This is a genomic window from Massilia horti, assembly GCF_004614195.1.
Lineage (GTDB): Bacteria > Pseudomonadota > Gammaproteobacteria > Burkholderiales > Burkholderiaceae_D > Telluria > Telluria horti.
The window spans coordinates 1-12,960 of sequence record NZ_SPUM01000117.1 but is presented as its reverse complement, the minus strand read 5'-3'; the positions used below and the strand labels follow the sequence as shown (position 1 = coordinate 12,960).

Sequence of the window (12,960 nt, the reverse complement as noted above, 5' to 3'; positions counted from 1 at the left end):
CAGCCCTGCTTGGTTTTCGACCAGCCGGGGCCGCAGTCGTTCGGGTTGCGTTCAGTTACCCTGTATGCATGCTGTTCTGCAATACATTTGTATCAAACTGTATTTATAGAGACAATTGTTACATTCAGATACAAAACCTGTCTCCCTAGCAATCTCAGCGTTACATACCGGGACGACAATCGGTTTTGTGTCACAGCTAAGGTGACAACGTTTTACATACGGGATGATTGAATGAACAAAGAATACGAACCCGATTGGGACCAGTCTGCAATCCGCAGCCAGGAACCGACGGCAGCACCGAAGCACCATGCGACGGCGGGTGTGAAGCAGATCGTCACGATCCGCCTGGATGTGGACATGCTGGAGTGGTTCAAGTCGGGAGGCCCTGGCTACCAGACCCGCATCAACCAGGTGCTGCGCGACCACATGGAAGCGCAACGCTCGTCGGGGCCGGTGGGTCACTGACACCAGGCGGCGCGGCCCGCTGCCGGGCCGCGCGGGACCGGCCTGACGGCGTACTGCAACCGAGTTTTACTCGAAGGCCTTCTTTTCGAGTGGAAAGCCTTTGAGGAATTCGGCCGCAGGCAGGCGCTTGCCGCCCGGCTTTTGTAGCTCGGTCAGGCGCAGCCTGCCTTCGCCGCACGCGACCACAATGCCGTGCTGGGCGTCGGCGCTCAAGACCTGGCCCGGCGTGGCGCCGGGCTCGCCAGGCTGCGGCTCGGCGGCCCAGACCTTGATCGTCACGCCGTCCACCAGCGCATGCGCGCCGGGGAAAGGATTGAAGGCGCGCACCTTGCGCGACAGCTTGGCCGCGCTTTGCGCGAAGTCGAGCCTGGCTTCGTCCTTGGTGATCTTGGCCGCGTAGGTCACGCCCTGTTCCGGCTGCGGCTGGGCGATCGCCTCGCCCGCCGCCATCTTGCACAGCGCCTCCACGATCATGCGCCCGCCCAGCGCCGCCAGCTTGTCGTGCAGCGTGCCGGTGGTGTCGCTATCCTCGATGGCGATTTTTTCGATGAGCAGCATCGGGCCGGTGTCCAGCCCTTCTTCCATCTGCATGATGGTCACGCCGGTCTCAACGTCGCCGGCCTCGATCGCGCGGTGGATCGGCGCAGCGCCGCGCCAGCGCGGCAGCAGCGAGCCGTGGATGTTGATGCAGGGCTGGATATCCAGCGTGCTGCGCGGCAGGATCAGGCCGTAGGCCGCGACCACCATCACGTCATAATCGAGTGACGTCAATCGCTCGTGCGCCATGCGTGCCTCGCTCGCTCGCTGCGCGTCCTTGCTATCCATGCGCAGCGACAGCGGCTGCAGCACCTCGATGCCGTGGGCGAGCGCGAACTGCTTGACCGGTGAGGCCTGCAATTGCATGCCGCGGCCGGCGGGGCGGTCGGGCTGGGTCAGGACCAGGGGAATCTCGAATCCCGCCGCGTGCAGCGCACGCAACGCCACGGCGGCAAACTCCGGGGTGCCGGCAAAGACGACTTTCATGTGCGTTTCCCGTCAGCGGCGGCCGGCGGCCTTGGGCCCGCCCTGGCGCTCCATCTCGCGCTCTTCCTTGAGCAGCTTGGCCTTGATGCGGTTGCGCTTGAGGGGCGACAGGTATTCGACGAACACCTTGCCCATCAGGTGGTCCATTTCGTGCTGGACGCACACCGCGAGCAGGCCGTCGCAGTCGATCTCGAACGCCTTGCCGAACTGGTCGAGCGCGCGCACCTTGACCCGCGCCGGGCGTTCGACGCCATCGTAGATGCCGGGCACCGACAGGCAGCCTTCGTCGTAGACCTGTTTTTCCTCGCTGGCCCAGACCACCTCGGGGTTCACGAAGACCTTGAGCTGGTCGTGCGTTTCGGACACGTCGATGACGACCACCCGCTCGTGCACGTCGACCTGGGTCGCGGCCAGGCCCACGCCCGGCGCGTCGTACATGGTGTCGGCCATGTCCGCAACCAGCTGCTGCAGGCGCGCGCCGAATTCGGTGACCGGCTTGGCCACCTTGTGCAGGCGGGCGTCGGGATAGCGGAGGATCTTCAGTAGGGCCATAAACTCGTATTCGGTATCAGTTCAATAATTATTGCAAGAACGGGAAAGTGCGGGCCGGCGCGCGCGGACAGGAACACAACAATCGCCCCCGCAGCAGGACGCGGTTTGTCTTGCTAGTTGGGGGATTTCTGTGCAGAATTTGATTCAGTTCGGCAACCCTTCAGGATCCGCTGGGCGATGAGGGGTGTAAAACCTTGCTGACTCTTGCGCTGCGGCTGGCCGAGGTGACAAGCGCAGCCGGCAACCAATCCGTGTCAATGCCGCACTTTACGGACGTCTTTGATGAAAAATTTTAGCACAGTCGCGACCCGCCTCACAGCAGCGGCCCTGGTCGCGTGCGCCGTGGCAGCTCCCATAGAGGCCGCTGCACAGCCCGGTCGCACCAATTGCAGCTTCCGTCCGGATGCGCCTGACCAGCATGTGGTCGTCAAGGGCGATACCTTGTGGGACATTTCCGGCACCTTCCTCGAGCGCCCATGGTGCTGGCCCAAGGTGTGGGGCATGAACCGCGACGAGATCCGCAACCCGCACTGGATCTACCCCGGCCAGATCATCTACTTCGACCGGGCTCACGGACGCCTGTCGCTCACCAAGCCCGGCAGCCAGGCCGCGGACGAACCGCAGCCATCGCCGCTGCGCATGTCGCCGCAACTGCGCACCGAAGCGCTCGGCGCGGACGCGGTGCCGGCGATCGCCCCGGGCGCCATCGAGCCCTTCCTGACCCAGCCGCTGGTGGTCGAGTCGGCCGAGCTGCAGGGCGCGCCGCGCATCGTCGGCTCGACCGACGGCCACGTCTACATGGGCCAGGGCGACAAGGTCTACGTGCGCGGCGACCTGAAGGGCGCCAGGACGTTCCAGGTGTTCCGGCCTGGCAAGGAGCTGCGTGATCCGCAGACCGGTGCGCTGCTCGCGCACGAGGCGGCCTACCTGGGCACCGTCAACCTGGTGCGCGAAGCGCAGCCGGGCAGCGACGTGCACAGCTTCACGATCACCAGCTCCAACCAGGAAATGGGCGTGGGCGACCGCCTGCTGGCCGCGCCGCCGGCCCCGATCCGCAGCTATGTCCCGCATGCGCCGGAACGCCAGATCGATGCGCGCCTGATGTCGGTCTACGCGGGCGTGAGCCACGCCGGCCAGAACCAGGTGGTGACTGTCAATCGGGGCACGGTTGACGGACTCGACGTCGGCAGCGTGCTGGAGCTTTATCATCTCGGGAAGACGGTGCCGGACCCGACGGGCAGCAAAGGCTTCCTCGGTTTCGGCAAGTCGACGATGAAGCTGCCCGATGAGAAGTTCGGGACGCTGTTCATCTTCCGAGCGTTCGGGCGCGTGTCGTATGGCCTGATCATGCATGTGACGGAGCCGGCGCAGGTCGGCGACGTGGCCAAATCACCGGAGTAACCACGCCGTGCAGGACACGGACCCCATCCCCGCAGCCAGCCGTAACCGACAGATCGCCGACTGGCTGCGCCTGGAACAGGCAGCAGGGGTGGGGTGCCGGACGGCGCGCCTGCTCCTGAACCAATTCGGCTCCCCGCAAGCCATCTTCAACGCAGGCAATGCGGCGCTCGCCGCGCATGTTTCGCCTGCCCAGGCGCGTGCGCTGTGCGCGCCGCCCCCGCGCGAGACCGCCGCGCTGATCGAGGCCACGCTGGCCTGGCTTGCCCAGCCCAATCACCATGTGCTGACGCTGCACGACGCGGCCTATCCGCCGCTGCTCGCCAACATCGACGATCCGCCCCTGCTGCTTTATTTAAAAGGCAGGATCGAGCTGCTGCGCCAGCCCGCGCTGGGCATCATCGGCAGCCGCAACGCGAGCGAACAGGGCAAGACCAGCGCGCGGTCGTTTGCGCATGCGCTGGCAAACGCCGGGCTGACAATCGTGTCCGGGCTGGCGCTGGGCATCGACGCCGCCGCGCACGAGGGCGCGCTGGCTGGCCCTGGCTCGACCATCGCCGTGGTCGGCACGGGGCTGGATCGCATCTACCCGGCGCGCAACGAGGCGCTCGCCCGGCGCATCGCGGTGGAAGGCTGCATCGTCAGCGAATATGCGCTGGGCACACCGCCGATCGCTTCTAACTTCCCGCGCCGTAACCGCGTCATCAGCGCGCTGTCGGCCGGCGTGCTGGTGGTGGAAGCGGCTGCGCAATCGGGTTCCCTGATCACCGCCAACCTGGCCGCGGAGCAGGGACGCGAGGTGTTCGCACTGCCCGGTTCCATTCATTCATCCCTGTCCAAGGGGTGTCACAAGCTGATCCGCGACGGCGCGCAACTGGTCGAAACGGCGGACGAGATTCTGGCGGCGCTGCACATGTCGCCCTTGGTTGCAGCGCCGGCCGTGGCGCAATCCGAGTGCTTGCCAGAGGATACGCCACTGCTCGCCGCGCTCGGCCACGGCCCGGTCGAGTTCGATGCGCTGCTTGCGCGCATCGGCAGCACTGCGGCAGCGCTGAACAGCGAACTGTTGATGTTCGAACTGGACGGCCAGATCGAGCGCCTGCCTGGCGGTCAATTCCAACGCATTTTCCGTTGAGTAAATATAGCTCGCCTTAAGCGGGCACAGCCGTGGCTTGCTATCGCTCAACGGTAGCCAAAAGCGCCTGTGCAACGATAACGGGTCTGCCGGTTACATCAACAGGAATGCCATGACTGAACCAACCCGACCGCTGCTGCCTCCCCTCCCGTTGCCAGGAGGCGGCTGGGTGGCAAAATCCGTAGCCAGTTCGATCAGCTACAAGGTTCGCGGCATGGTTTTCCTGCCGCCCAACAGGATTATTCCGGTCATCGTCGTGCCGGGGATCATGGGAACCAACCTGCGCGCGAAGCTCAAGCCACGCTCGGAGAAGGAACAAAACGAGGAAGTGAAGCCCGGCGAACCGGCCTGGCGTCCGCCGAACACGATGGTAGGCGGCTTTTGGGACTCGTTGTCGTGGGACCGCCTAACGCCTGAACGACGCCAGCGGCTGTTTAACCCCGACACACTGGAAGTCGATGACAGCGGCCCGGCCCACATTGCGCACGGAGATGGGCGATATCACGTCAATCCTGTCGACGTCCGGCAGCGGTGGTGGGGGGAGCTGCACGCCGATTCGTACGGCGCCTTGCTGTGCGGGCTGGAGACGCGCCTGAACGAAGTCTTTACGCCAGTCTCCCGCAAAGATGAGCGATGCATTGCCCAGCACTGGAAGGACGTGATGGCAATCGATCCCCAGCGGTGGGGCGTGCGCCGAATGAAGCCACTGACGGAAGCCGAGCTCGAAAAACACGCGCGGTTCCATTTTCCGGTGTACGCCTGCGGTTACAACTGGCTGGAGTCGTGCGGGAAATCGTCGCAGCGGCTGGAACAGCGAATACTGCAGATCATCGAATACTGGAAGGGGATGAAGAAGAAATGTGAGCAGGTCATCCTCGTCACCCATTCGATGGGCGGGCTGGTCGCGCGTGCCTGCGCCAAGCGCATCCCGGATCAGATTGCAGGCGTCATCCACGGGGTAATGCCTGCCTTGGGTGCGCCTGCCGCATACCGCCGGTTGGCTTGCGGTACGGAGGCTCCAAACTTCGTCGCGTCCAGGATAGCCAAGATCCTTGGCACGACGACCTATCACACCACGCCCGTGCTCGCGACCTCGCCAGGTGCGCTGGAGCTGTTGCCGAACCACTTGTACCCCCGGCCGTGGCTGCACGTCAGAGTGATGTATCCGGGTGGCCCACCAGATGCGCCCGAGACTGCCTTTGATTACTTGCATCTTCCAAACGCGGTGGCGCCAAATCCATACGATCTGTACCGGGACATGAGGCGCTGGTATCGCTTGATCGACCCGGAATTGGCCGATCCCACAGGTAGGTTCGAGGATGTGCCGGGAGGCGTGATAGAGACGATAAAAACTGCCGTCGAGACAGCCGAGCAATTCCATATGAAGGAGCTCGGCGACTATTACCACCCCAACACCTACGCTTTCTACGGCGATGACTCACGCCAGCTCTCCTTTGGCCAAGTGCGCTGGGTCGGGCGCAAGGAATCCAGCGCACACGTCGTATTCACCCCGGCGAACGTCGCATCGGCGACCCCCATGGTCACATATGGGGAAGAAGGGGCGCGGCTCGTGCTTGTCGAGCATGACACCGTAGTGCTTTTCAAACCCGAACCGGCAGACACGCGTGGTGACGGCACTGTGCCACACCAATCGGGCGCAGGACCAGCCGACAAGGTCAGGCGGCTCTTCGAGACCCGTGGCTACGATCACCAAGGTTCCTACAACAACGACGACATGTTGGCGCTGACACTGCGCCTGATCGTCAAAATCGTTCAAGGTATGCCATGAAACGATTCCTTCAAAAAAAATGGGTCAGGGTGCTGATTGTGGTCGTTGGGGCGGCGGTGGCCACTTGGACGATGGGTGCCGTGTGGGACAAGTATAAGGTGTTGAAAATGACAGAAAAGATGAAAACGGTTTGCGTCGGCAGAATGCTGATCGACTTGCCGCAGGAGGCGAAGATCGAGCTGGACCATGCCTTCATCCAAGGCTTTTACATTGACGCTATCGAAGAAAGCGCGGAGGCGTTTGCGGCCCGGCTTGCGGCGCGGGAAGCGGAAATTCGGGCCACGCCGGATCGGTTCGGCGGAAACGACAACATGGAATCGATCGGCGAAGTCAAGACTGACAATGGTCTGGTCGGAAAAATCTTCGTACATGGGCGGTATGTCAGCGAGGGCCAGTCCTCAGACGGATTTACCATAGAGCACTACCGTTATGAGGGAATCGCGCTGGAGGGCCATGTTCACGGTAGCGGAATCAGTATCGATTTAATGGCAAAAAAATATGATCCTGCGCGCTTTGACAACCTGACCAGGTTGATTGCCCAACTGGTACCGAACCCGGGCAACCGCATTCCGACAGACCCCGGCTTTTGCATCGACCTGGCATATTTCCGCGATCCTTTGGCAGCGCATCAGCGCGAACGGGTCACGATGGCGGCCAAGCTGCCAAGCCACCCGGACATCGCGCTCAACTTCGACTCAGCAGCGGGCACCAAGCCCGATCCCGCGGGCCTTCTCAAAAGGAACGAGGCGGCCCACGCGCGTGCGCCTGCGATCGACAATCTCGCCTTCACCAACGTGCGCGCCGCGCCGCGAACGATTGGCGGACTGACAGGGGATGAGCTAGTTGAAAGCGTGCTTGAGCCAAACTTTGCCCTGATTTATGGCTTCAATTGGGAGGTGAACGGGACCAAAGACAATGTTTTCGTTCCGCACCTCACGCTGACAATGGCAACGGGACGAAGCCGTGAGGGGCCGATTCCGTCATCCTTGTCGCTGCCTGCCGCTCTGAGCTTGTGGGACAAGGTCGCATCCAGCATCCGGATACGGCCAACCCAACCGCTGAAAACCAGCGCGGCTCAGCCGCCGAGCCCAACGATCGGCACCCTTGCAAAGGCTGGCGACACTTGCCCATGCAGCGGGTGGTGGCAGTGCAGCGACGGCGGCAATGGCATAGGTGTGCTGGGAGGCCAGCGTCGGTACATCAAGCAGGGTGAGCGTATGCCGCAGGCGTTGCTGTTGCCGCCTCAAACGTGGTGGGAAAAGTTGCGCGGATTGCAGCCGAGCTTCGAAACGGCTACTCCCACGTCGTGGAAGCTCATCGACAAGCGCAGTCGCAAGCGGGGCACCCCAGACGTGCCGCTGGCCCAGGCCATAGCCGCAGTGCCAACGGCGGAAGGCATCAGTGCAAGCGCACAGCAGGCATTGCCGGGCACCTGCGCCGTCACAGGCAGCCCGTGCCCGACGAGCGGCTGGTGGCGGTGCGAGGAAGCACACGCGCTAGACGGCACCCGCTGGTTCTCGAAAGGGAACCTGCTTCCGGCGGCCACGTTTGCTGTGGAGACGGCAGCCAGACCAAAGCTTATTCAACGCCGCGCGACATGGCGCCTGATGCGGATCGCGCAAGCCCCTGATCCGTACGAACCGGACATCGCTGGCTGAACCGCCAACTTATCGGCAACGGCAATACGAGCCGCACAAACACGCTTTCCGATCCGTTCGCGGTCAAGGTTTAGGGGACGTCATGAAACGATTCCTTCAAAAAAAATGGTTTAGGGTCCTTGCCGTGGTCGTTGGGGCGGCCGCGGTTGTTTGGATGATGGGTGCCTTGTGGGACATGTACGCGGTGGCGAAAATGACCAAAATGATGAAAACGGTTTGCGTCGGCAGGATGCTGATCGACCTGCCACAGGAGGCGAAGGTTGAGCTGGGCCATGCTTTTATCGACGGCTTTTACATCGATGCTATTGAAGAGAGTGCGGAGGCGTTCGCGAACCGGCTGGCGGCGCGGGAAGCGGCAATCCGGGCCAAACCAGATCGATTCGGCGGAAACGACAACATGGAATCGATCGGCGAAGTCAAGACTGACAATGGTTTGGTCGGAGAAATCTTTGTACATGAGCGCTATGTCACCGAGGGCACCGAAGGCTATAGCCATGAAACCTTGCGCCGTTGTCGTTACGAGGGGATCGCGTTGGAAGGTCACGTTCACGGCAACGGAATCAGCATCGATTTGGAAGCGAAAGACTACGATCCCGCGCTCTTTAGCAACCTGACCAGGCTGATTGCCCAACTGGTACCGAACCCGGGCAACCGCATTCCGACAGAACCTGGCTTTTGTTTCGACCTGGCTTACTTCCGCGATCCGCTGACAGCGGACCAAGGTGAGGAGATCACGATGGCGGCCAAGTTGCCAAGCCGGCCGGACATTGGCCTCACCCTCGACTCAAAAGCGGGGATCAAGCCCGATCCTGATGGCCTTCTCAAGCGGAACGAGGCGGCCCACGCGCGTGCGCCGCTGATCGTCAATCTCGCCTTCACCAACGTGCGTGCCGCTCCGCGCACGATTGGCGGGCTGACCGGGGATGAACTGGTCGAAAGCGTGCTCGAGCCTAAGTTTACATCGTTGTATGGCAATAGCCAGTTTTATGGCTTTGCCCGGATTCATGGCTTTAATTGGGAGGTGAACGGGACCAAAGGCAATGTTTTCGTCCCGCACCTCACGTTGACAATGGCAACCGGACGAAGCCGCGAAGGGCCAATCGAGTCATCGTTGTCGCTGCCTGCCGCCCTGAGCTTGTGGGACAAGATCGCATCCAGCATTCGGATACGACCGGCCAGCCGCTGACGCCGAGCCGCCCCTTGCCCGCCGGGTAACGCGTCGCCGCCGCCCATGGCGGTTGATCAAGACCCGGATACAACGCTTTTCATCTCGGCGGTCGCGCGATCCGTGCGACTCTTGTGCGCTGGCGAGCTTAACTGCTACAGTAGCGGCACTATGTTCGACATCCTGGTCTACCTTTACGAGACGTACTACCGTCCCGACGCCTGCCCCGAGCCGGCTGCGCTGGCTCGCAAGCTTTCGGCGATCGGCTTCGACGACATCGAGATCTCGGAAGCGCTGGACTGGCTTTCCGGCCTCACCGAAATGGCCTGTGAGGAACTTCCCGATGCCGCCGCCTCGACCGGCACCCGCTATTATGTCGACGAGGAATACACCGAGCTCGGCAGCGGCGCGATCGGCTTCATCGCTTTCCTGGAAAGCGCCGGGGTGCTCGGCCCCGTGCAGCGCGAGATCGTGATCGAGCGCGCGCTGGCGCTGGACGAATCGCCGGTCACGCTGGGCAAGCTGAAGATCATCGTGCTGATGTTGCTCTGGAGCCAAGGCAAGGAGCCCGACGCGCTGATGTTCGACGACCTGTTCGGCGCGGACGACGAGCAGGTGCCGCGCCTGCTGCATTAAGCAATTCAGGACACCAGGGGGCCGTCAAGGCCCCTTGTTCTTTCCGTACCGGATACATACGTGTGGCGGCTACAGTGCTGTTGTGGCATGGTGGCGGCGCAGAGTCTACTTGCACCGCCCGTGACAACCCGCTTATCATTGGCCGCTAATCCGGATTGTTACCATTCAGACATCTTTTGGCAAAAATGCCGGCTGGCCGCAGACCATGTATGATGCGCGAGCCGATATCGATATAAGTACGCAGAGAAACAATATGACCAAAACCCTCATCATTGCCGAGAAGCCTTCCGTCGCGAACGACATCGCCAAGGCGCTTGGCGGCTTCACCAAGCACGATGAGTATTTCGAGTCCGACCAGTATGTGCTGTCGTCGGCCGTGGGCCATCTGCTGGAAATTGGCGTGCCGGAAGAGTACGACGTCAAGCGCGGCAAGTGGAGCTTTACGCACCTGCCGATGATCCCGCCGTATTTCGCGCTCAACCCGATCGCCAAGACCGAGTCGCGCCTGAAGGTGCTCAACAAGCTGATCAAGCGCAAGGACGTGAGCGCGCTCGTGAACGCCTGCGACGCGGGGCGCGAGGGCGAACTGATCTTCCGCCTGATCGCGCAGAACGCCAAGGCCAAGCAGCCGATCAGCCGCCTGTGGCTGCAATCGATGACGCCGGCCGCGATCCGTGACGGCTTTGCGCACCTGCGCAGCGACGAAGAAATGCTGCCGCTGGCCGACGCCGCGCGCTGCCGCTCGGAAGCGGACTGGCTGATCGGCATTAACGGTACCCGCGCCATGACCGCCTTCAACTCGAAGGAGGGCGGCTTCTACCTGACCACCGTGGGCCGGGTGCAGACGCCGACGCTGTCGATCGTGGTCGAACGCGAAGAGAAGATCAAGAAGTTCATCCCGCGCGACTACTGGGAAGTGCGCGCCGAGTTCGTGTGCGCGGCCGGTGTCTATGAAGGCCGCTGGCTCGACCACAACTTCAAGAAGGACGAGCACGACCCCGAGAAGCGCGCCGAGCGCCTGTGGAGCCGCGCGGCGGCCGAGTCGATCGTCACCGCCTGCCGCGGCAGGCAAGGCGTGGTGACCGAGGAATCGAAGCCGACCACCTCGATGGCGCCAGCCCTGTTCGATTTGACCAGCCTGCAGCGCGAGGCCAACGGCCGTTTCGGCTTTTCGGCCAAGAACACGCTGGGGCTGGCGCAGGCGCTGTACGAAAAGCACAAGGTCCTGACCTACCCACGTACCGACTCGCGCGCGCTGCCGGAGGACTACCTGGGCACGGTGAAGTCGACGCTCGAAGTGCTCAAGGAGAACAACAACTACCACCAGTTCGCCAAGCAGATCCTGGACAAGGGCTGGGTCAAGCCGAACAAGCGCATTTTCGATAACACCAAGATCTCGGACCACTTCGCGATCATCCCGACCGGCGTGGCGCCCAAGAACCTGTCCGAACCGGAGCAGAAGCTGTATGACCTGGTCACGCGCCGCTTCATGGCGGTGTTCTTCCCGGCTGCGGAATTCCTGGTCACGACCCGCTTCACTGAGGTGTCGGGCCACCAGTTCAAGACCGAGGGCAAGGTCATGACCAACCCCGGCTGGCTGGCCGTCTACGGCAAGGAAGCGGCCGAGGAGAAGGAAGGCGGCGCGAACCTGGTGCCGGTGGCCAAGGGCGAAAAAGTCCTGGCCGACAAGCTGATTGCCAACGGCCTGACCACCAAGCCGCCCGCACGCTACTCCGAAGCGACGCTGCTTTCGGCGATGGAAGGCGCGGGCAAGCTGGTCGATTCGGACGAACTGCGCGATGCGATGGCCGGCAAGGGACTGGGCACGCCGGCGACGCGCGCGGCGATCATCGAAGGCCTGTTGACCGAAAAGTACCTGCTGCGCGAAGGGCGCGAGCTGATTCCGACCGCCAAGGCGTTCCAGCTGATGACGCTGCTGCGCGGCCTGGGCGTGACGGAATTGACCATGCCGGAACTGACCGGCGAGTGGGAATACAAGCTGTCGCAGATGGAGCGGGGCAAGATTTCGCGCGAAGAGTTCATGCGCGAGATCGCGCAGATGACCCAGGTGATCGTCAAGCGCGCCAAGGAGTACAGCAACGACACGATTCCGGGCGATTACGCCACGCTCCATACCCCGTGCCCGAACTGCGGCAGCGTGGTCAAGGAAAACTACCGCCGCTTCGCCTGCACCAAGTGCGAATTCTCGATGACCAAGGTGCCGGGCGGACGCCAGTTCGAGATCGAGGAGGTCGAGGAGCTGCTGAAGAACCGCACCATCGGCCCGTTGCAAGGTTTCCGCTCCAAGATGGGGCGGCCGTTTGCGGCGATCCTGCGCATCGTGCGCGACGACGAGATCAACAACTTCAAGCTCGAATTCGACTTCGGCCAGGACCAGGAAGAGGGCGAGGAAGGCGAAGGCGTCGACTTCACCGGCCAGACCCCGCTCGGCCCCTGCCCGAAGTGCAACGGCAACGTCTACGAGATGGGCCTGGCCTACGTGTGCGAGCATACGGTGGCCAAGCCGAAGACCTGCGACTTCCGCAGCAGCCGCATCATCCTGCAGCAGGAGATCCTGCCCGAGCAGATGGCCAAGTTGCTTAACGACGGCAAGACCGACCTGCTGCCAGGCTTTATTTCGCAGCGCACGCGGCGCCCGTTCAAGGCGTACCTGGTGCGCGGCAAGGACGGCAAGATCGGCTTCGAGTTCGAGGAGCGCAAGGCCAAGCCTGCGGCCAAGGGCAAGGCCGCGGCATCCGAGGCTGCGGGTGAGGGGGCCGATGGTGCGACTGTGGCCAGCGTGCCGGTGAAGGCTGCGGCGAAGAAGGCTGCCACCAAGACCGCCGCCGCGAAGAGCGCCGCCACCAAGTCGCCGCCGAAGAAGGCGCCGGCCAAGCGGGCTGCCGTGGCCGCCAAGAAGTAGGCAACCGCGACGCGTAATCCGAACCGCGAACAGTGATGTTCGCGGTTTTTTTTAACCGATAACCGCAGAATTCCGTAACGTGAATCACCAGGTACGTCGTCCCCGCGCAGGCGGGGACCCATGCTGAGCATCATTTCACGCTGCCTATGGGCCCCCGCCTTCTGAACTGACCCAGAAAAGTTGGACACCAGTTCCAACTTTTCTGGGGTCTTATGA

General features: G+C 62.7%; 10 protein-coding genes. 8 read left to right on the top strand and 2 right to left on the bottom strand.

Features of this window, described 5'->3' with window-relative positions; genetic code table 11:
- The first annotated feature begins 231 nt into the window (after window positions 1–231).
- Window positions 232–465, top strand: coding sequence for a BrnA antitoxin family protein (locus E4O92_RS17695; RefSeq protein ID WP_135190977.1), 234 nt, complete (start codon window positions 232–234; stop codon window positions 463–465).
- Between the two features lie 66 nt (window positions 466–531).
- Here E4O92_RS17695 and fmt read toward each other — a convergent pair whose 3' ends face one another.
- Both fmt and def read right to left on the bottom strand, forming a co-directional pair.
- The gene (fmt, locus tag E4O92_RS17690) at window positions 532–1,488 is read right to left on the bottom strand and encodes a methionyl-tRNA formyltransferase (protein ID WP_135190976.1); all 957 of its coding nucleotides are present in this window, start codon (window positions 1,486–1,488) and stop codon (window positions 532–534) included.
- A 12-nt stretch (window positions 1,489–1,500) separates the two neighbouring features.
- Complete coding sequence (def, locus tag E4O92_RS17685) at window positions 1,501–2,040, bottom strand: peptide deformylase (RefSeq protein WP_135190975.1); 540 nt, start codon at window positions 2,038–2,040, stop codon at window positions 1,501–1,503.
- A gap of 282 nt (window positions 2,041–2,322) precedes the next feature.
- Here def and E4O92_RS17680 point away from each other — a divergent pair, with 282 nt between their 5' ends.
- From E4O92_RS17680 to E4O92_RS17650, 7 genes are all read left to right on the top strand, one after another.
- Window positions 2,323–3,441, top strand: coding sequence for a LysM peptidoglycan-binding domain-containing protein (locus E4O92_RS17680; RefSeq protein WP_135190974.1), 1,119 nt, complete (start codon window positions 2,323–2,325; stop codon window positions 3,439–3,441).
- Between the two features lie 7 nt (window positions 3,442–3,448).
- Entirely contained in the window at window positions 3,449–4,573 is a 1,125-nt protein-coding gene (dprA, locus tag E4O92_RS17675; RefSeq protein WP_135190973.1) for a DNA-processing protein DprA, read from the top strand.
- 169 nt (window positions 4,574–4,742) lie between these two features.
- Window positions 4,743–6,362, top strand: a complete 1,620-nt coding sequence (locus tag E4O92_RS17670; RefSeq protein ID WP_229483474.1) for an esterase/lipase family protein — start codon at window positions 4,743–4,745, stop codon at window positions 6,360–6,362.
- A complete protein-coding gene (locus E4O92_RS17665) occupies window positions 6,359–8,020 on the top strand; it encodes a T6SS immunity protein Tli4 family protein (protein ID WP_135190971.1) in 1,662 nt (553 codons plus the stop codon). Before E4O92_RS17670 ends, E4O92_RS17665 begins: the two co-directional genes overlap by 4 nt.
- Window positions 8,021–8,102: 82 nt before the next feature.
- Entirely contained in the window at window positions 8,103–9,206 is a 1,104-nt protein-coding gene (locus E4O92_RS17660; protein WP_135190970.1) for a T6SS immunity protein Tli4 family protein, read from the top strand.
- A gap of 150 nt (window positions 9,207–9,356) precedes the next feature.
- The gene (locus tag E4O92_RS17655; protein ID WP_135190969.1) at window positions 9,357–9,821 is read left to right on the top strand and encodes a Smg family protein; all 465 of its coding nucleotides are present in this window, start codon (window positions 9,357–9,359) and stop codon (window positions 9,819–9,821) included.
- A gap of 253 nt (window positions 9,822–10,074) precedes the next feature.
- Window positions 10,075–12,744, top strand: a complete 2,670-nt coding sequence (locus E4O92_RS17650; RefSeq protein ID WP_135190968.1) for a DNA topoisomerase III — start codon at window positions 10,075–10,077, stop codon at window positions 12,742–12,744.
- Window positions 12,745–12,960 lie beyond the last annotated feature (216 nt).

What these genes read in the sequence shown, in the direction of transcription:
- E4O92_RS17695 (WP_135190977.1), top strand. Translation starts at nt 232, where the DNA reads ATGAACAAAGAATACGAACCCGATTGGGACCAGTCTGCAATCCGCAGC.
- fmt (WP_135190976.1), bottom strand. Translation starts at nt 1,488, where the DNA reads ATGAAAGTCGTCTTTGCCGGCACCCCGGAGTTTGCCGCCGTGGCGTTG.
- def (WP_135190975.1), bottom strand. Translation starts at nt 2,040, where the DNA reads ATGGCCCTACTGAAGATCCTCCGCTATCCCGACGCCCGCCTGCACAAG.
- E4O92_RS17680 (WP_135190974.1), top strand. Translation starts at nt 2,323, where the DNA reads ATGAAAAATTTTAGCACAGTCGCGACCCGCCTCACAGCAGCGGCCCTG.
- E4O92_RS17665 (WP_135190971.1), top strand. Translation starts at nt 6,359, where the DNA reads ATGAAACGATTCCTTCAAAAAAAATGGGTCAGGGTGCTGATTGTGGTC.
- E4O92_RS17660 (WP_135190970.1), top strand. Translation starts at nt 8,103, where the DNA reads ATGAAACGATTCCTTCAAAAAAAATGGTTTAGGGTCCTTGCCGTGGTC.
- E4O92_RS17655 (WP_135190969.1), top strand. Translation starts at nt 9,357, where the DNA reads ATGTTCGACATCCTGGTCTACCTTTACGAGACGTACTACCGTCCCGAC.
- E4O92_RS17650 (WP_135190968.1), top strand. Translation starts at nt 10,075, where the DNA reads ATGACCAAAACCCTCATCATTGCCGAGAAGCCTTCCGTCGCGAACGAC.